Consider the following 20,625-nt stretch of genomic DNA (forward strand, 5'->3'; position numbering starts at 1 on the left):
TATTCAGCTCTTGTCAAAAGTAATAACGCAGCAGCAGCTGCAATTGGCTGCCGACGGCGCCATAGTGACTGCGGCGTGGGCCCGGCGCCCATTGCCATTGCAGCACCATGTCATACTCAGGTTTAATCCATGTTAATTCGGTTAATAACATATCACTGTTATCTTGCAAATCATGCAACCACAGGGCAGACCAGTCAAAACCGGCCGACCATTGCTGACTGTGCGCCTGAAATAACCACGCCTGCCGGGTGGGCTGCTGGCCCTGACGTTGCTGCAGATATTGTTGCCACAGCGCCGGTTGCTGCAGCAGTTCCAGCCAGTCCTGCCGGTTCAGACCGGCTTCGTCATATTGCCACTCCAGCGTCAGCGTCAGCGGTAAAGCCAGGCTGTAACTGAAGCCACTGGCGATCCGGCCGGTACTGCTACCGGTGCCGGCTGGCCAGCGGGGCTGGTTGCCGCTGGCGGCTTCGAGGTGATACAACCAGCGTTCATTCAGCGCACCACTGAGGTTGAGGCCATATTGCCGTGCCTGCGCTTGCGCCTGATATGCCATCAGCCCGAGCGTCCATCCGCTGCCGAGCTGTTGTTCGGCGCTGAACTGCCAGCGATCGGTGTTGTTCGTGCGAGCCCAGTCAAAGGCGAGTGGCGCGTCATCGGCCTCGGTGCTGAGTTTTGGACTGAATAAAAACGTCAGCGCTTGCGCATCGCCAAGCCATTGCTGGCGCAGCATCAGGCTGCCCAGCCGTTGTTCACGCAGCACGGCCGGTTGTTGGGAGATTTGTGCCCGCACTGCGGCGCCAGCAAAAAAGTCGGTCGGATTAAAACCCCGTGCCACGCCATTTTTCTGATTGATCCGGCCAAATTCGGTTTGCCAGCTGTCATTCCAGCGATAACCGCCATACAGCTCTTTCCACGACATCATGGTCGTGCTGTCACTGCCCTCAGCGCTATTGTCGCCAAAACTGTTGCCGCCAAAATGGTCAATGCGGCTGTTCCAGCGCAGATACAGTGAGCCATCGTCACTGGTCTGACTGTAACGGCTGTCCAGCGCCAGGCGGTTTTGCCAGTGCTGCTGTTTCGCCCCCGGCGTGCCGAGCGTCGTCAGCGCTGCTTCGGCAGACAGTTGCCAGTCCGCCGGTGTCGCCGCGCCAGCTTTGCTCTGATCGGCCAGCGCAAAAGCCTGCAGATCGGCGCCGGGCAGGGGATCGCTTTGTAACAAACTGAGATACAGCAGCGGCCACATCGCTTATCGTCCGTTAAAACTTTCCAGCGCCTGGCGTTGCAGCCACTGCGCCGGCACGTCCATCGCCTGATGGTCCTGACTTTGGATCACCGTCACCAACTGTGGATTTAATCCGTCAATGATGATGGTCTCGGTCGGGCGCAGTTGCCCCAGTGCCGGTTTGTAATGGCGGAACCAGGCGGTTTTCAGCAAAGTGCCACTTTGTGCATACAAGGCCGCTTTGACGGACTGGCCGTTGGCCGGGTCCAGCCACAACTGCATGCGGGCATAAGTAACATCCGGATGACGCGCACTGAGCTCAAGCTGCACAGTGTCGCGGCTTTGTCCTTCAGCATCCTGCAAGGTGGCGGTGCCGGTCTGTACTGCGCTGTAATCCCGAATCAGGTCTGTGGTCACGACGTCGCCATTGGCGGCCTGACCTAACAAACGTTGCTGCGCCGAAATCCGGATGCTGGCTTTCCCGGCCGGATCGTAAAACCACAGATCGGCGCCGTCTTTGAGCAGCAACTTGCCGTTGTCACGGCGCGGCTGCAAAAAGCGGATCAGGTTGCGAAATTGCCGGGTGTCTGCTTCGTAGCGGGTAAATACCGCCAGTTGATTGCGGCTGATTTCCTTGCCGTTGCGATACTCAATCAACGTGGAGGTCACCCGGTACGACTGTCGCGGATTTCTGACTTCATCCGCGCGTTGCAATAAGGCCTGAGCCTCGCTGTTGCTACTGCCTGCCTGTGCCTGTGCTGAAGCCAGCGGCGCTGTGGCTGCGGCGAACAGCAGGCCCAGCAGCAGGTAAAAGCGCGGAGTGTGATGGAGGGTTCTCATCAAATCACCTATGAATTCAATTAATTAATGTCAAATCAGACATAACGTAATGCGTCGACCACATCCTGCTGTGCCGCCCGCCGTGCCGGCCACCAGGCTGAGACAGTCGCGACCAGCACCACCGTCAGGCTGATACTGAGTAACATCTGATGTTCACCCCACAAGCGGATGGTAATGGGGACCGGATTGCTGCTGCCAGGCGGCAACCAGGCAAAACCGGCCTGATTAATCAACGCGGCCAGCAGCAGCGCCAGCAGAGTGCCCAGCACGGCGCCGGTCAGGCCGAGCAATAACCCTTCACTGACAAACAGCCGGCGGATACCGCTGCGACGCAGGCCGAGGGTGCGCAAAGTACCGATTTCTACCGTCCGTTCCAGCACGGCCATGCTCATGGTGTTGCCGACGGTAAACAACACAATGGCGCTGATCAGGATGGTGATAAAACCAAAGATGGCGGAAAACATGCCGGTGATTTGGCCAAAAGCCGGATTCAGCGTCTGGAAGTCATGTACCTCCAGCGGTTGTTGTTGCCAGCGGCTGTCGATGAGCTGTTGCAGCCGGGCACGGGCCAGTTCTAAATCTGCACTGTGTTGCAGCTGGATTTGCAGTGCGGTGACGCGTTGACCGGCCTCGCCATACAGCAGCGTTTGAGCCTGCTGTAGCTGCATCGCCAGATAGACTTCATCCAGCTCTTTGGCGCCGGTGGTCACTGCGCGGTTGATCTGCAGCCGGCTGACATTGGGCGCACCGCCGGTGCTGGCCGCCAACAGTTCCAGTCTGGCACCGCTCTGGTCGCGACTGGCCGTTGTACTCTGCGCTGTCGTGACGGCGAGGGCGGTGATATCGGCGGACAATGTGCCGGCGTCGGAGGCTGGGCTGCCGGCTTCCGCTTGCGGGCAATCCTTTAGTGCCAGTTGCGTGCACAGTTGCAGCATCCGCGCCACGCCGATGCCAATCTCGGCTTGATCCGGGGCTGTCGGATCTATGCTCAGCAGCTCCGGTGTGATCGCCAGCTGATAATCATTCCATTGCCGCAACTGATTTTGCCCTTCGACGTCGACACCCTGGACTATCACCAGTTTGGACAGGCCGGCGTCAAAGTTGCCGGCGATGCCACCAAATTGCAGCACCGGCGTCACCACGCGCAGCAACGGCGCCAGCACCGGATCCTGCTGAATATCAGTGACAAGCTCAGTGTAGTTTTGCAGGCTGTACCCCTGCGGGTCGCCGCTGCCAAACCAGAAATAGTCTTTGCGTTGTAACTGCAGATGGCCGCTACGGCCGACAAAATCGGTTTCCAGGCCGTAATACACAGTGCGGCTGTAACCACCGAATAACAAAATCGACAACATGCCAATCATCATGGCCAGCAACGTCGTAGCGGAGCGGCGCTGATTGCGCCACAAATTGCGTAGTGCCAGGGCGATCATACGGCCTCCTGTAACGGCTGAGGGGATTGCAGATGCCCGTCTTTTAACAACACCAGATGATCAGCGCTGGCGATCACCTGCGGGTCATGCGAAGAAAACACAAAGGCGGTTTTTTGTTGTCGCTGCAGGTCGCGCATCAGCAGGATGATCTGCGCACCGGTCTGACTGTCGAGGTTGGCGGTCGGCTCATCGGCAAGCACCAGCAGCGGTTGATGCACCAGCGCCCGGGCAATGGCGACGCGCTGGCGCTGACCACCGGACAGTTGATTAGGCCGGTGGTTGCTTTTGTCGGCGAGGCCCACCGCATCGAGCAGCTCCAGCACTCTTTTCCGTCGTTGTGCCGCCGGCGTCTGATTCAGCCGCAGCGGATATTCGACGTTTTCAAACGCCGACAACACTGGTAACAAATTGAAATTCTGAAAGATATAGCCGATGTGGCGGGCACGGAAATCGGTCAGCGCATTGTCGCTGAGCTGCTGTAGTGACTGCCCGGCAATGCTCACATCACCCTGGTCCGGCCGATCAATACCGGCGATCAGATTCAACAGCGTGGTTTTACCGCTGCCGGACGGACCGGACAATACGGTAAAGCAGGCAGGTTGCAGCTGCAGGCTGACATCGGTTAGCGCCTGTACCCGCAGTTGGCCAAGGGCATACGTTTTCGACAAATGTTGCAATTGCGCCAGGCTCATGCCGTGACTCCTTCAGGCTGATCAGATGTGCTTAGCCTGCGGCTTTTACCGGGTACTGGCTGTGAATTGTGATAAGGCGTTGTTTTTTGGCGCAAAGCGCGTTGGCGGCGGATAAAGCGCGCGGCGACGTTTTTTTGCTTTTTTATGCCGGGCTTCATCAGAAAAAAATAAACATTTCATCAAGTTGACGTTAACAGCTTGTCATATTGTGGCGGCACTTTGGCAGGGCAGCCACTGTCGGTTTTGTTGACCGGGGTGGGACTGCTTTTAATCAGGAGTACCTCATGTCCGGACCTGCTTTATCCACACTTGCCGCTGCGCCGGTATTTCCAACGCTGGGGCGCCTCGCGCTGCCCATTATGTTGTCGCTGGTATTTGGTGCACTGGCCAACGCCGTCGACATGGCATTTATCAGTCAGTTCAGCCAGAGCGACCGCGCCATTGCCGCGTTATCAGTGATTTTTCCGCTGCAGATGCTGGTGGCCGCTGTTGGCACAGCTTTAGGCGGCTCGTTGGCCAGTGTGTTAACGCGGGCTTTAGGTGCCGGCAAGCCGGCGAATGGCCGCAAAGCTTTGTGGCAGGCCACAGTCCTGACGCTCTGGTTAGGACTGGCACTGACCGCCGGTCTTTGTGCTGCACTGCCGGCGTTATTGGCGCTACTGCAAACGCCGGCCGATGTGCTGGCGGGTGCACTGGATTATGGCTATCCGGTGCTGCTGGCGACGGTCCCGGCACTGCTGGCGCAGGTCTGGTGTGAGGCATTCCGCGCCCAGGCCCGCGTGCGGCTGATGGTGATTGTCGTGGTCAGCAGCTGTCTGCTCAATGTGTTGTTTAATATCTTATTCATTATTGGCCTGGACTGGGGCGTGTTGGGGGCCGGTGTCGCCACGGCGCTGTCGCAACTGTTGGCGGCGTTGTTAGCCTGGTGGCTGATCCAGGGCGAACGTAACCGGCTGCATCGCTGGTGCTCTGGCGCAAAAGAGGCCACGGATGGTGGTTTGCGTTGGCTGCGCCGGCGTGCAGCGCCGGGGATCAAACGCGAGTTGTTATTGCTGGGTCTGCCACTGTTTTTAAATCAGCTGGGCATTGGCCTGATGGTCGCTGCGGTGAACAGTCAGCTGGCTGTTACCGGCGCTTTAAGTGGTGCAGATGTGCTGCTGGCCACAGCGGCCTTTGGTCTTTTTATCAAAATGATGGTGATTGTGGTGATGCCGCTGCAAGGCCTGGCGGCTGCCTTTCAGACGCTGGCGGCCTATCATGCCGGCGCCGCGGATCAACGGCGGCTGCGGCTGACCGTTTATGCCGCCTTAGGCTGGACTTTGGCCTACGCCAGTGCGGTGTACGCACTGATGTATCTGCAACCGACCTGGTTGTTTGCCGCATTTATGGCGCCGACCGGGGTCAATAGCGCGGCGATTGAGATCACTAAAGCGGCCTGTCTGGCGTTTCCGCTCTATGCGTTGTTTTTTGTCTCGGCCGGTTTTTTTCTGTCAACCGGTCGGGCTGGGCTGGCGCTGTTGATTTACCTGTCACATAACTATCTGTTTTTCCTGCCGTTTGTCTTTATTTTTCCCGCCTGGTGGGCCACAAGCGGCATTTGGTGGGCTTTTGTCGCCACCGACGTGGCAGCGGCCGGTTTAGGTGCACTGTGTCTGCTGCTGGCGTTATGGCGGCCATCACCGGCATCTGCAACAAAGTTACAACGCAATGACAATTCGCCGGCGGCAACCGACCCAGCCAATCCCTGTTCTGATGCGGCCTGACCGCGCTTTGAAGTGATAAAAAGGAGTGATGTGTGAAAACTTCCCAACCAGGCCGTAGTCAGGCATTGATCACGTTGTTTGTGCAGCAATTGGCGCGGATGAGCCAGATGCAGCAACTGATGTCTGTCCAGCTGCAACAGCTGCAGGCAAAGCAGCCGAAACGCCAGATGATTGTAGCGACGCAGCCGTCGGTAGCCGGGGTGCAGCCGCTATCGGCAGACCCGGCCACGTCTACCGCACAGGTGTCGCTGCCAGTGGTGGCAACGCAGCCCGAATGGCTGCCGATGACATCGGCACAACGACGCTTATATCTGCTGTGTCAGCAACCGGATGCGGAATTGTCTTATCACATCACGTCACTGACGGAACTGCAGGGGCCGCTTGACCTGGCAAAACTGCAGCAGACGATGCAGCTGCTGGTGGCACGCCATCAGGTGCTGCGCACCACCTTGCACCAGCAACAACGGCACGACTCGGACGAACTGTTCTGGCAACAGATTTTGCCGGCAGCTGATTTTAAACTGCAGTGTCAGGATTGGCGCGACCAGGACAGCACAACGGTGCCCGAGGCACTACGCGCTTTACTGCAGCCGTTTGAATTGAGTGCTGCGCCGCTGGCCCGGGTCTGGCTGTTACAGCTGGCGCCGGATCACCATCTGCTGCTGACCGACTTCCATCATGCGATCAGCGACGGTTTTTCGCTGTCGGTGTTTGTCCGCGAATTGTTGCAGCAGTATCAGGGCGAGACGCTGGCGCCGGTCAGTCAGCAATATGGCGATTATCTCGATTGGGAGCAGCAATATCGCCGCTCTGAACGTTATCAGCGTGATGCAGCTTATTGGCAGCAGCAACAACTGCCACAGCGGCCACCGACTGAGCTGCCGTTATGCCACAGCCGGCCGGCGCGACAGTCGTTCAGCGGCGGCCGGTTATTCAGCGCGCTGAACCCGGCGCTGACCGCCGCATTAAAACAGACGGCACGGCAACATCAGGTCAGTCTGTTTATGTTGTTGCTGGCCGGCTGCCAGTTATGGCTGTCGCGGTTGTGCCGGCAGCAGGAAGTGCAGGTCGGGGTGCCGGCCGTGGTGCGGGGCAATGAAGCGGCCGAACATACCATGGGGATGTACACCAATACGCTGGTACTGGCGCAGGATATTAATGAGCAACAGACGTTAGCGGAGTTGCTGCAACAAGTGCGCAGCCGTTGTGTCGGCGCTTATCAGCATCAGGCGTTCCCGTTTGAAGATCTGCTGACGCACAACTCCGGGCCGGTGCAGACCACAGCGCGCAACCCATTGTTTGACGTGATGTTTGTTTATGAAAATGCCGAAGATCGGGTGCTGGACCTGCCGGGCTTACAAGTACGCGACCTGCCGTTTGATCCGGGCGTCAGCAGCTTTGATTTGTGTCTGGAGCTGATTGAGCAGCAAGGACAAGTCGGGCTGAATCTGCATTATGCATCGGCTTTGTTTGCCACCGACATCCTGCAACACTGGCTCGACGCGTTACTGGCGCTGTATCAGCAGATGGCGGCGCAACCCCAGGCGCAGCTTCGCACACTCGGCTGGTTGTCGGCACAGCAGCAACAGCTGCTGACAAGTTTTCAGCAGCCGCCAGTAGTGGACCCAACAGCAGCATTGCCGCAGCACTGGCGTGACTGGCAAATTCAGCAGTGGGTGGAATATCAGGCGCAGCAGCAGCCGGACCAGATAGCGTTGGTGTACCAGCAGCAACAGATCAGCTATGCCACACTCGACCAGCAGGCCAACCAGCTGGCACATTTGTTGTTGGCGCATGGCGTCACCACAGGGCAACGGGTGGCCATTAGTCTGTCCCGTGGGCCGCTGCTGGCGGTGGCCTTTTTGGCCGTGCTCAAAGCCGGCGCGGTGTTTGTGCCGGTTGATCCGGAGTACCCGCTAAATCGGATCACCCATATTCTGACTGACAGTGCGGCAACCCTGATGCTGAGCGAAAGCACTGTCACTGTGGCACTGCCGGCTGCATGTCAGCGGCTGGACCTGGATCTGCTGGATCTTTCTGCTGCAGACGCCGCCGCGGTAACGCCACCGCCGTGTAGCGGCGATTTGCAGCAGCTGATGTATCTGGTGTACACCTCGGGCACGACCGGTCTGCCAAAAGGGGCGCAGTTGCAGCATCTCGGCGTCAACCGCTTATTGTGGCAACAAATTCCGCAGCTTGGCCTTGGCCCGGGTTGTCGGGTGTTGCAATTCGCTTCTTTTAGTTTTGATGCCGGCCTCGTCGAGTTTTTCTGGGCGCTGTGTAGTGGTGCGACTTTATACCTGTATCCGCCGGCCGTGATCCGTGATCCGGCGGCGCTGGATCAGGCGGTCGCGCGTGATCAGCTGACCCATGCGCTGTTAACACCGGCCTTGATGCCGTATCTGAATGTCGACGCCTGGCGCACGGTGCAGACGATGCTGATTGGCGGCGAAGCCTGCCCGGATACGCTGGCCCGGCGCTGGGCGCATGGTCGCCGGCTACTGAACAGTTATGGTCCGACTGAAACCTCGATTTATTGTACTCAGGGCCAGCTATTACCGGATTTTCCGCGGATGCAGATGGGCGGCAGTGTCGCTGAAGCGCAGCTGTATGTAGTGGATGCATCGTTGCGGCTGGTGCCGCCGGGCGTGCCGGGCGAGCTGTTGATTGGCGGGCCGGGCGTTGGCGCCGGTTACTGGCAGCGGCCAGAGCTGAACAGCGAAAAATTCATCAACAATCCATTTGCCGACGGTCAGCTGTATCGCACCGGCGATTTAGTGCGCTGGTTACCAGAAGGTCAGCTGCAATATCTTGGCCGCATCGACCTGCAAGTAAAGCTGCGCGGTTTTCGTATTGAACTGGCAGAAATCGAAGCAGTGTTACTGGCGCAGCCGCAGGTGCGCGAGGCGGTGGTCCGGGTGATTGGCAGCGGTGCGGGGGCGGAGCTGATTGGATATCTGGCCGCGCCAGAGTCCGTGCGTGAACCGGTACGGCAGGCGCTACGTGCAGCGTTACCGGATTATATGCTGCCGGCTGCTTTGGTATTGCTCGATAAAATGCCGCTGACCGCCAACGGCAAGCTGGATAAACAGGCGCTGCCGCAACCAGAGGAAACCGATTATCAGCGCACGCCATTTATCGCGCCACTTGGTGCGACCGAACAGATGCTGGCCGGATTCTGGCAGGATCTGCTGCAGGTTGCCGAGGTCGGCCGGCAGGATAATTTTTACGCGCTCGGTGGTCATAGTTTACTGGCAGCGCGCTTGCTGGCGCAGATTCGTCAGCACTGGCCGGTGCCGGTTGGCCTGGCCGATATTGTCAGCAGTAGCGATTTAGCCGATATGGCGCAGCGGATCGATGCGGCAGGTCGGGCGGGCGCGGTGCTGGGCTTGCCGCCGCTACGGGCATTGCCGGCACAGCAGCGGTACCCGTTGTCGGCGTCGCAGCAGCGGTTGTGGTTTGTTGAACGCTGGTCGGCAGGCCAGAGCATGTACCATGTGCCGCTGGTCTGGCAGGTCGACGGGCCATTTGAGCCGCAGCGTGCCGACAAGGCCTTACTGCAATTATTGGCCCGCCATCAGCCGTTACATTTTGGCCTGTACGAAGATGATGCTGGCCAGCTTTGGCAGCAGCCATTGCCATTGCCTGCGACGCTGTTGCAATGCAGCAACGTGGCCGGTCTGACCGGGACTGAAGTGCAGCAGCGGGTGGCCGCTTTATTGGCGCAGCCGTTTGATCTCGCGACGGACCTGAAATTACGCGCCTGGTACCTGCAAATCGATGCAGAGCGTGGGCTGTTGGTGTTGAATCTGCACCATATCGCCACCGATGGCTGGTCGATGGCGGTACTCGCCACCGAATTTGCCACTGTGTATCAGGCTCTGGCCAATGAAGCGGACGATGCCGCGTCGGCCGGTATCGAACCGCCGTTGGCGGCACTGCCGCTGCAATATACCGACTATGTGTTATGGCAACAGAGCGCAGAAGTGCAGCAGCATTGGCAACAGCAGCTTAGTTTCTGGCAACAGACATTGGCCGGTGCGCCGCCTGTACATCAGCTGCCACTTGATTTTGACCGGCCGGAACAACAAAGTCAGCAGGGTGGCTGGTTGGCGTTTCAGCTGGAACCAGATCAGGGCCAGGCGCTGGTGCAGCTGGCCCGACAGCAGCAGGTCAGTTTATTTACGCTGTTGTTAAGCGCTTTTTATCTGTTGCTGGAAAAATACAGCCAGAGCCGTGACCTTGTCATCGGTACCCCGGTGGCCAACCGGGCCCAGCCGGAGCTGGGCAATCTGGCCGGCTTTTTTGTCAATACGCTGGTGCTGCGCCAGCAGCTGGATCCAGCCTGGTCAGTCAGTACTTTGCTACAACAGGTGCAGCAGCAGGTGGCGCTGGCGCAGCAGCATCAGGAATATCCGTTTGAAAAACTGGTCGAAGCGCTGCAGCCAATGCGGCAAAGCCAATATTCACCGCTGTTCCAGATCATGTTCAGCATGGATCCGCCGGGGCTGGCGGATATGCAGCTGGGTGATTTACAGCTGCGTAAAGCTGCAGGTAGCGAGCAGCAGGCCCGTTTTGAACTGACACTGGAAGTCAGTACCGAAAGCAGCGCTTTTGCCTTTGCGTTTGAGTACAACTCAGATTTATTCAGTGCGGCCACTATTGCGCGGCTGGCTGACAGTTATCAGACCTTGTTGCAGCAGATGTTGCAACACCCAAATACATTGCTGGCCAGCACGGCCTGGACAACGCTGGATGCGGTGAGTCCAAGCCAGCGTGCCTTGTTGCTGACAGGCCGTGGCGAGATCGCAGCGGATGTCGCCTCGCTGGATACGACACCAGCGCCTGTGCATAACACTGTGTTGGCCCGGCTGGCATGGCTGGCGCAGCAGCAGGGCGACCAAGCCGCCTTAGCCCAAGGCAACGCATGCCTGAGTTATCAACAGTTGTGGCAACACAGTCAGATTGTGGCCGCGGCGCTGCAGCGTGACGGCATCGGTGCCGGTGCTGTGGTGGCTCTGTGCCTGCAGCGCTCGGTGCCATTGCTGGTGACTGTACTGGCGTTGCAGCGGCTCGGCGCCATCTATTTGCCGCTGGACCCGGCGTATCCGGATGCGCGCTTGCAGCAGATTGTTGATGATGCCGGGCCGGCCTTGATCCTGACTGAGCCGGAGCAAGTCAGGCGGTTCAGCGCGGGCGCGCCTGTTGTGGGAAAAGTGTTGCAGCAATGCTGGCAACACTGGTTCAGCCCGGCGCAGTTAGCCGAATTAGCTGCAGCGCCGCTGCCGGAACCAATGCCGGACGCGGATGTTTATCTGATTTATACCTCAGGTTCTACCGGCACACCGAAGGGGGTGCTGGTGGCGCAGCCGCAGTTATTGCATCTGGTGCAGGCGATGCAGCAGGCATATCAGTTGCAGCCGCAGGACCGGGTCTTGCAGTTCAGCAGTATCAATTTTGATATTTCCATCGAAGAGATTTTTGCCAGCTGGTACAGCGGTGCTTGTCTGGTGCTGCGGGAAGCCGACTGGTTGGACAGCCCGGCGCGGTTCTGGCAGCAAGTGCAGGAGCAGCAGCTTAGTGTACTGAATTTGCCGACCGCATTCTGGAGCGAACTGACCGGTGCCTTACCGGATCAGTTTGACCCGGCGCTGCGGCTGGTCATTATCGGCGGTGAGGCGGCACCGCTGCCGCAAGTCCGGCGTTGGTTGCACAGCAGCGCACAGCAGATCCGGCTGATCAACGCCTATGGCCCGACAGAAACCACAGTCACAGCCACCTGTTACCCCATCAGCCGGCTGGTGCCGCGGCAGCATCAAATTCCGCTGGGCCGGCCGGTTGGCGCCAACCGTTGTTACATTCTGGATGCTGAGCGGCGTTTGTTACCGCCTGGCGCCATTGGCGAATTGTGGATCGCCGGGCCAGGCGTCAGCCGGGGTTATCTGCACCGGCCTGAGCAAACCGCGGCGGTGTTTTGTCCGGCGCCGTTGTGGAGCCAGGATGAGGCCGGGATCTGGTATCGCAGTGGCGATCTGGCGCGCTGGAACAGCGACGGTCAGCTGGAATTTTTTGGCCGGCAGGATGATCAGGTCAAATTAAATGGTTTCCGCATTGAGCTCAGTGATATCGAAGCGCAGATTTTGCAATTCCCGGCAGTTGACAGTGCGCTGGTGCTGGCAGATCAGCCGGAAGGTCGCTGGCGTTTGCTGGCTTATCTGCGCGCTGCAGAGCCGATTGACACTGAGGCTCTGCGCCAGCATTTAAGCCGCAAATTACCGCAATTTATGTTGCCGTCGGCCATTTCGCAACTGGCCGAATGGCCGTTGTTACCGAATGGCAAAATCGACCGTAAAGCCTTACCACAGCCGGACGAGCAGGCCTTTGCTCAAACTGCCGGCGAGCCGCCGGCCGCCGGCACTGAACAGCAACTGGCTGAGTTATGGCAGCAGCTGCTGGGCGTACAGGTGCAAAGCCGCCAGGCTGATTTTTTTGCGCTGGGCGGGCATTCGTTATTATCCATACGGTTACTGGCATTGATCCGCCAGCAGTTTGGCCGCGAACTGGTGGTGCGTGATATTTTCCGCCACAGCACGCTGGCGGCGATGGCCGCATTACTACACGTAGAAAACCAGCAGTGGCCGGTGTTGGCGGCGCGGCCAGCGGCCAGCGGCGACTTGTTACCGCTGTCGTTCAGCCAGCAGCGGCTGTGGTTTATTGAACAGTTACAGCCAGGATCGGCGCAATATCATATCAGTGCAACGATACAGCTGGACTCGCTGCTCGACGCCGATGTGCTGGAGCAGGCTGCCAATCAGCTGACGGCCCAACATGAAATTTTACGGACTGTGCTGGTGGAACAAGCTGGCCAAAGCTGGCAACGCGTGCAGCCGCAGGTGCAGTTCCAACTGCTGCGGCTGGACGTGGCTGATTTAGCGGCACTGCGCACCGTGGCGGCTGCGCACGCCCGCACGCCATTTAACCTGACACAGGATTTGTTGTGGCGACTGGCGCTGGTGCAATGTCAAGGCCGGCAATATCTGCTGTTTAATTTGCACCATATTGCCGGCGATGGCTGGTCAGTGGACTTGCTGATCAACGGCTTGCTGCAGTGCTATCAGCAGTTACAGCAGTCATCCGCGCCAGATGGCGCTGTATTTGCAGCATTGCCGCTGCAATATGGCGATTACGCGCTATGGCAGCATCAGCTGGCGGATGCGGGTTATTTTGCTGCGGCCGAGCAGTATTTCCGCGAGACGCTGGCGCAGTTACCGCCGGTGCATGCGCTGCCGTTGGATTATGTCCGGCCGCCGCTGCCGGATGATCGTGGCGCCAGTGTCAGCGTTGCCCTGACGCTGGATGAGCTGCAGGCATTACAACAATTCGCCCACAGCCATCAGGCCAGTCTGTTTTCACTGTGCCATGCCGCATTTGCCCATGTGCTGGCGCGCTGGAGCGGGCAGCCGGATATTGTCGTTGGTACGCCGGTACTGAACCGGACCCAGGCGGCGTTGCAACCGTTAGTCGGCTTTTTCGTCAACACACTGGTGCTGCGGCTGGATTGTGATCCGGCGCAGCATTTCACCGCGCTGTTAGAACAAAGCCGGCAACAATTACATCGTGCCCAGCAATATCAGGATTATCCGTTTGAATTGTTAGTGGCCATGCTGAATCCACCGCGCGAAGCGGCGATCCACCCGTTGTTCCAAATCTTTATGTCGATGGATGTATCAGATGACAGCGCGCTGACCGCACGGGGCCTGACGTTATTAGCGCCGGATACAGTGCAGGCGCGCTTTGATCTCAGTCTGAACTTACAGCTGCAACAGCAACAACTGCTGCTGCGACTGGATTATGCCTGCGCAATATTCAGCCGCGACACGGCACAGGCGCTGTTAGACGCGCTGGTGCTGACGCTGCAACTGGTGCGCACTGAAGCATTACGGCCACTGGCACGGTTGCCGCTGCTCGACAGCGCCCGGCAGCAACAACTATTGGCGGCACAGCCTGTGCTGACGGAAGATCGGGTGTCCTTTGCCCGGCGTGCTGATTTTCTGGCGCAGTGGCAACAACAGCAATTGCGCTTTGGCGACAATATTGCCGTCGCGGATGCGCAGCAGGCGCTGAGTTATCAGCAATTGGACACAAACGCCAATCAACTGGCACACGCCCTGTTTGCCGCAGGATTGCAGCCGGGGCAACGCGTGGCTTTATTGCTGCGCCGCGATCACCAGTTGCCGGTGAGCATTCTGGCGCTGTGGAAACTGGGCTGTGCTTATGTGCCGCTGGATCCAATGCAGCCGGCCGCCCGCTTGCAGGCAGTGCTGGACGATGCTGCGGTGGCACTGACGCTGGTCAGCAGCTGTTATCAGTCGCTGGCATTGCAGGCCGGCGCAGCAGCTCTTTGGCTCTGTGATGCGCCACAGCAGTTGCAGGCTGTGCAACAACAGCCGCATAGTGCACCAACAGTGCAACTGCCGGCAGATCCGCTGGCGTATCTGATTTACACCTCGGGTTCGACCGGCGTGCCAAAAGGCGTGCAGGTGTATTTAAGTTCAGTGCTGGAATGTCTGAATCAGATTGCCGCCCGCATCGGCTTTCAGCCACAGCAGGCGCTGCTGGCCATTACTACAGTGACCTTCGATATATCTGTGCTCGAGCTGTGGTTGCCGCTGCTGTGGGGGGGCCGCACAGTACTGATGCCGACTGAAGATGCGCGTGATCCGCAGCAGCTGCAGCACTGGCTGGACCGGTTTGATATCCGCCTGCTGCAGGCCACGCCAGCGACCTGGCAGGGGTTATTAATGTCAGGCTGGCGCAGCAAGCCAGGCCTTGTGATGTTATGCGGCGGCGAGGCGTTGAGTCAGCCGCTGGCGCTGCAACTGTTAGCCGGCGGTGGCAGCTTGTGGAATGTGTATGGGCCCACCGAAGCGACCATCTGGGTGTCGGCTGCACCGATCCGCAGCACGGCCGATTTTGCCAGTCAGGGTGTGGCGCCGGTCGCAGATTTATTACCGGGCATCCGCAGTTATGTATTAAGTCCGGCCGGGCTGTTGCAGCCGCCAGGCGTTGCCGGCGAACTGTATCTGAGTGGTCCTTGTGTCGCCGCTGGATATCGCAACCGGCCAGAGCTGACGGCACGGCATTTCTTGCCGGATCCGTTTTTGCCACAAAGCCGGGTGCTGGGTCAGCAGATGTATCGCACCGGCGATTTGGTGCGGCAATTGCCGGGTGGCCAGCTGGCGTTTTTAGGCCGGCTGGATCATCAGGTGAAAATCAATGGGTTCAGGATCGAACTGGGCGATATTGAAAGTCAGCTGCGCCAGCATCCTGCCGTCGAGCAGGCGGTAGCATTGGCGCTGATCGTGCGCGAGCAACCGCAGCTGGTGCTGTACTGGCAACGCAGTGCGGCAGCCGGTGTGACAGAGCAAGTGACAGAACAAGCGCTGCGCAGTTATCTGCAGCAGCAACTGCCGGCTTATATGCAACCGGCGTATTGGCTGGAGCTTGAGGTCTTTCCGCTGAACAGCAACGGCAAAATTGACCGTAAAGCCTTGCCATCGCCGCAACCACAACATCGGCAAAGCCAGCCACCGGCGACGGCCACTGAAACGCGGTTGCAGCAGATTTATCAGCAGGTGCTGGCGCAGCCAGTAGATGATGTCACGGCCAGTTTCTTTGACCTTGGTGGTCATTCGTTGCTCAGTATCTCGCTGATACAACAGCTTAATCAGCATGGCCGCACGCTGGACTGGCCATTGCTCAGTCTGGCCGACCTGTTCAGCCATGCCGATATCCGCAGTCTGGCGGCGCTGATTGATGGCGGTCAACGGCCGCAGAACGGCGACGCAGCTGATACGGTGCGCTGGGTTGTACTGGAGCCACAACCGGGTCTGCCGGACTGGTGGCTGATCCCGGGCGCAGGTGCCGTCAGTGCGGCGATGTTGCCGCTGGCGCGCCAGCTGCGTGGTCAGGCACAAGTGTGGGTGGCCGAGCCGCAAGGCCGGCTCGGCCAGCTGGCGCCACATCATGATTGGACCTTATTGACTGAAGATTACCTGCAGGTACTGCGACAGGCTCAGCCAAAGGGGCCATACCGCATTGCCGGCCACTCGCTCGGCGGCCGCATTGCTTATCAGCTGGCCTGTGCGCTGCAGGGGCAGGGTGAGCAGGTGACTTTATGTTTATTGGATGTAGATTTGCATCCGGTAGCCGCCACCAGTGCAATGGCCGATGCCGCGACTGAGATGTACCAGCTGTTATGCCGTGCATTAGCAGAGCCGGCCCAAACGTTCAGCGAACCGGCGCAATATCGTGTTGCGCTGGTCCAGCTGATGCAACAGGCCGGTTTGTTGCCCGCGAAGGACTGGCAGACCGAACTGGATGCCTTGTTGGCAATCGCTTCAGCTCAGGCTGAGTTGTACCGGCAGTTTAAGCCGGGGCCGAAGTTTCAGGGCGAAAGCTGGCTGATTTATGGCGACGAATTTGCCACCGCGCATCCGCGTACGCATTTGCGTCGTCAATTGAAACAGTATCTGAAAGGTAGTTTGCAGCTACAACAGGTTGAAGGCGACCATCTGAGTATGTTGTCCGCACCGGCGCTGGCAGCAAGGTTAAAAGCATTGTTGTAGGCCTTTTTGATGGGAGAGCCCGGCGTAACCGCCGGGCTGAAATGAGGGTAAACAGAAGGCAACAAAAAGCCCGCCATCAGGCGGGCTTGGCGGATGCTCTGCGGAGATCAGAAGCGATATACCAGCAATAACATCGCTTCGATACTGCGTTCTTCGTCAACCAACGGGCTTTGTTGCAGGTTATCAGCCAGTTGCGTGATGCCGGCACTGCCTAACAGCACAGTCTGGGCACTCAGCGGATATTGTACGCGCAGGTCCAGCCGGTAATTCACTTCAGCATCCGGATGAAACACCGGCCGGCCGACACTGAGGTTCTGATTGCCGGGGGCCACACCATAAATCCGCTGGGTGTAATCGGCATTCATCCAGCTGGCGGCCGCTACGGCCATCAGGCGCAAGCCGGATTGATGCTGATACAACGGCAGTTCCAGCGCCAGATCGACCACCTGGGCGTTGCGGTCTTCGTTCAGCTGCTGCGCCAGCTGCACCGAAAACCAATACCAACGCATGCCGACGGAACCGGTGATTTCAGTATCCGGCGCCTGATAACCAGTGAACACCGGGTCGTCAGACAGCTTTGAACTCAGGCTGGTATCGGCGTCATAGCCGTTGTCGCGAATACCTGCGCCGGCATACAAGCGGAAGTTTTCGTCTTCGACCAGGCTGTAGCTAACCAGGTTACCCTGATCAAAACCGAGGCGCCACGGACCATTGCTGGCGATAAAATACGGAATGACACTACTGACGGTGGGCATTTTTTTCCACACCTGCTGTTGGCTCAGCACACCGGCGCCGGCTTCAAATTGCCATGGTGCTGCGATCACGTCAGAACAGTGCAGACTGAACAGCAACCCGGCGCACGGCGCGAACAGGCGGGAAGGGCGATATAACGCAGACATAAAAGCTCCTTGGCAGAAATAAAGTCAGAGAGCCTTACTGTAACGGCCGGCATAACAGCCAGCTGCGCTATCAGATTAAAGGTATTGGCAGCGGATAAACGGCTGACTAACCGGACAGGCGGTGTTAATTTCCGCCACAGACTTATTTATTGGAACAGAGATGACTGCACAATTGTTTCACAACCTGCAGCAGTGGCAGTGGCGGGGCTGGCACTTGTGTAACGCTGGCTTTGCGCCATTGTTAGCGCGGGTGGACCTGCACCAGCTGGCGGCTGACAATGCGATTGCATGGCCGGCGCAAATCGCTCAGGCGGTGCCAAAACGTCAGGCGGAATATCTGGCGGCTCGTCTGTTGCTGCGCCGGTTGCAGCACCAGCTGGGGCTGACACCCGCGCAAATTCTGCCTGGTGCCGATCGCAGTCCGTGTTGGCCTGCAGGTCAACAAGGTTCTGTGTCACATAGTGGTGACTTGGTGTTGGCGGGACTTGGCAGCCACACCGGGCGGCGTCTTGGTGTTGACCTCGAGCAATGGCTGACTTCGGCGCAGTATCAGGAACTGGCGCCGGCCATTTTATCGGCGGACGAACAGCAGTGGTGTCAACGCGAAAACAGCAACATGACGTTGGCGCAGCAGCTGACGCTGATTTTTGCCGCCAAAGAAGCGCTGTATAAAGCCTTGTATCCGGATTGCCGGCAAATCATGGAGTTCAGCGCGGCCAGAGTCATGGCGATCACTGCTTCACAAATCCTGCTGCAACTGACGCAAGATTGGTCTGCAGACTGGTGCGCCGGTAACGAGATATGGCTGGAATATCAGACGAGCCCGCACGGCGTGCAGGTGCTGACCGAAGTCAGCAGCCGCACAGCAGCGTCAGGCGCGGGTGTTTAGGCTTTTTTGCGTGCACTCAAGCGCACCCATTCTTCTTTGACGGCGACCGGGTCGAAGTCAAATTCGTTGCGGTAGGCGTCAATCACCGATTGTGCCTGACTTTCCAGGATGCCGGACAGAGCAAGCAGGCCACCCGGCCGCACATAAGCACTGATGATCTGACTCAGTTCAGCCAGCGGACCGGCGAGAATATTGGCCACCACCACATCAGCTTCTAACTTTGGCTGGTCTTTGGGTAAATACAGTTCAATCTGACCGGCAACGCCATTGCGCGCCGCATTGGCGGTACTGGCTTCAATGGCTTGCGGGTCGATGTCGATCCCGACCACACGTTTGCCACCGAGTTTCAGCGCTGCAATGCCCAGAATGCCGGAACCACAGCCAAAATCGACGACGAGGCTGTCAGTTAAATCCTGACTGTCGAGCCATTCCATACATAATGCGGTGGTTGGGTGCGTGCCGGTACCAAAGGCGAGGCCTGGGTCAAGCATCACGTTGACGGCAGTCGGGTCCGGAATTTCACGCCAGCTCGGGCAAACCCACAGCCGTTGACCAAAGCGGATCGGGTGGAAGTTGTCCATCCATTCGCGTTCCCAGTCTTTGTCTTCCAGTTGCTCCAGCTTGTACTGCACGCCATGCTTAAACAAACTGACTTGCTCCAGTTTGCGGATCACTTTGTCCATCGGGTGTTCCGCATCAAACAGACCTACCACCACAGTATTCGCCCAATAAATCACTTCTCCGGGCATGGGTTCATAGATAGGAGTGTCCTGCGCATCGACAAAACTGACGGCCTGGGCGCCCCAGCTCATCAGCATGTCGCTGACCGTCTCAGCATGTTTTTCAGTGGTGTTTACGCGCAGTTGGATCCAGGGCATAGCGATTTCCGGCAGCAATCAAAGCGGCGGATTATATCAGTTTGAAACCGGCTGGGGCAGGCGGGCCGGCGCTTTTATCAAATTCCTGCATAGCGACCTTTCGTTTACAGTAAAAAACAAATTAATTAACTTTTTATCTTTACAAATGATTGTCAAAATATAACCTATGGCGGTTTTCCATTTTGGGGCTGTCCATTGATGAAGTTATATGTGATTTATCGCCAGTTTTACCTGCCAGAAACCGGCCAGCTGCATCTCGGTGGCATTGAAAATTACATTCTGGCCTTAAGCGAGTTATTTCAGCACCAAGGCTATCAGGTCATTGTGTTGCAGCCAGCCCGGCACAGTTTTATTACCAGTTACGCCGGCATTGAAATTCGTGGGATTGATTGCCGTGGTTGTCGTGGTAACCGGAAAAAACATGCATTGTTTCAGGCGGTCCGGCAGGATTTTGACCCTGTTGCCGATTGGCTGATTTTTGCGACAGACAGCTATTTTGTCCCCTCTGATTTACCCCGCACTATCGCGATACAGCATGGAGTCTCCTGGGACAAACCCGGTAAAGGATCGGGCTTGCTGGCGACAGTCAAAAGCTGGTTGTCACAACGCAAGTATTTGTCGTACGTCCGGCAGTGTCGGGATTTGGTCTGTGTCGACCATAACTTTATTAACTGGTATCGCACCTGTCGTGACATGAGTCCTCTACAGCGCTGGACTGTGATCCCAAACTTCTGTCTCGAATTGGCCAGTCACGCGCAGATCCAACGGAAATGGCCGGCAACAGGCCCGTTGCGGCTGCTGATCGCCCGGCGTTTTGTTGATTATCGTGGTATCCCGCTGGCCAGCCGGGTCGTGCAGCGTCTGTTGCAGCGCTATCCGCAGTTACAGGTGAGTTTCGCCGGGGACGGGCCATTATTGACCTCACTGCAACAACAATTCGCCGACGAACCGCGAGTCAGCATTTTCTGTTATGAACCATCGCAAAGCCTCACAGTGCATTTACAACATCATATGGTGTTATTGCCATCTGTTGGTTCTGAAGGCACGTCGTTAAGCCTCGCAGAGGCTATGGCGGCAGGTTGTGCTGTTGTGACGACTAATGTTGGTGGCCTGAGCAATATGGTGTTAGACCAGCACAATGGTTTGATTTGTATGCCAGACGAAGCCGAACTAGTGCAGCGGCTGAGTCAGTTACTCGATACGCCGGATAAAGCGGAAAAGCTGGCGCTGATGGCCTGGCAAACCGCGCAGCAGAGCTTCAGCAAATCGCGCTGGCAGCAAGACTGGCTGCAGGTGTTGGCGAATATCCGCCAACGTTCAGTTGGCGCTTTGGGCTAAATCATCGGTATAAAAAAAGCCAGTCTGTTGCGCAGACTGGCTTTTT

Annotated in this window: 10 protein-coding genes; 4 read left to right on the plus strand and 6 right to left on the minus strand. The window is 57.9% G+C overall.

Annotated features, from left to right (window positions below):
• Positions 1–13: 13 nt before the first annotated feature.
• From ATY27_RS09670 to ATY27_RS09685, 4 genes are read right to left on the minus strand one after another with little or no spacing between them, the layout of a single operon-like run.
• Positions 14–1,243, minus strand: a complete 1,230-nt coding sequence (locus ATY27_RS09670; protein WP_208933312.1) for a hypothetical protein — start codon at positions 1,241–1,243, stop codon at positions 14–16.
• 3 nt (positions 1,244–1,246) lie between these two features.
• Complete coding sequence (locus ATY27_RS09675) at positions 1,247–2,062, minus strand: outer membrane lipoprotein-sorting protein (RefSeq protein WP_208933313.1); 816 nt, start codon at positions 2,060–2,062, stop codon at positions 1,247–1,249.
• A gap of 35 nt (positions 2,063–2,097) precedes the next feature.
• Positions 2,098–3,492 (minus strand): FtsX-like permease family protein, encoded by a 1,395-nt coding sequence (locus ATY27_RS09680; RefSeq protein WP_208933314.1) that lies wholly within the window; start codon positions 3,490–3,492, stop codon positions 2,098–2,100.
• Complete coding sequence (locus ATY27_RS09685) at positions 3,489–4,184, minus strand: ABC transporter ATP-binding protein (protein WP_208933315.1); 696 nt, start codon at positions 4,182–4,184, stop codon at positions 3,489–3,491. Before ATY27_RS09685 ends, ATY27_RS09680 begins: the two co-directional genes overlap by 4 nt.
• Positions 4,185–4,468: 284 nt before the next feature.
• Between ATY27_RS09685 and ATY27_RS09690 the strand changes: the two genes are divergently transcribed.
• Together ATY27_RS09690 and ATY27_RS09695 are read left to right on the plus strand one after the other, a co-directional pair.
• A complete protein-coding gene (locus ATY27_RS09690) occupies positions 4,469–5,947 on the plus strand; it encodes an MATE family efflux transporter (RefSeq protein WP_208933316.1) in 1,479 nt (492 codons plus the stop codon).
• Between the two features lie 32 nt (positions 5,948–5,979).
• A complete protein-coding gene (locus tag ATY27_RS09695) occupies positions 5,980–16,575 on the plus strand; it encodes a non-ribosomal peptide synthetase (protein ID WP_208933317.1) in 10,596 nt (3,531 codons plus the stop codon).
• Positions 16,576–16,682: 107 nt separating this feature from the next.
• Here ATY27_RS09695 and ATY27_RS09700 read toward each other — a convergent pair whose 3' ends face one another.
• Positions 16,683–17,474 (minus strand): MipA/OmpV family protein, encoded by a 792-nt coding sequence (locus ATY27_RS09700; RefSeq protein ID WP_208933318.1) that lies wholly within the window; start codon positions 17,472–17,474, stop codon positions 16,683–16,685.
• Positions 17,475–17,634: 160 nt separating this feature from the next.
• Between ATY27_RS09700 and ATY27_RS09705 the strand changes: the two genes are divergently transcribed.
• A complete protein-coding gene (locus ATY27_RS09705; RefSeq protein WP_208933319.1) occupies positions 17,635–18,363 on the plus strand; it encodes a 4'-phosphopantetheinyl transferase superfamily protein in 729 nt (242 codons plus the stop codon).
• On the opposite strand, the gene prmA is transcribed toward ATY27_RS09705, so the two are convergent.
• Positions 18,360–19,241: a 50S ribosomal protein L11 methyltransferase gene (prmA, locus tag ATY27_RS09710; protein ID WP_208933320.1), complete on the minus strand. Its 882-nt coding sequence runs from the start codon at positions 19,239–19,241 to the stop codon at positions 18,360–18,362. The genes ATY27_RS09705 and prmA overlap by 4 nt on opposite strands.
• A 198-nt stretch (positions 19,242–19,439) precedes the next feature.
• Between prmA and ATY27_RS09715 the strand changes: the two genes are divergently transcribed.
• A complete protein-coding gene (locus tag ATY27_RS09715) occupies positions 19,440–20,579 on the plus strand; it encodes a glycosyltransferase family 4 protein (protein ID WP_244151445.1) in 1,140 nt (379 codons plus the stop codon).
• Positions 20,580–20,625 lie beyond the last annotated feature (46 nt).

The organism is Rheinheimera sp. F8 (assembly GCF_001518915.1).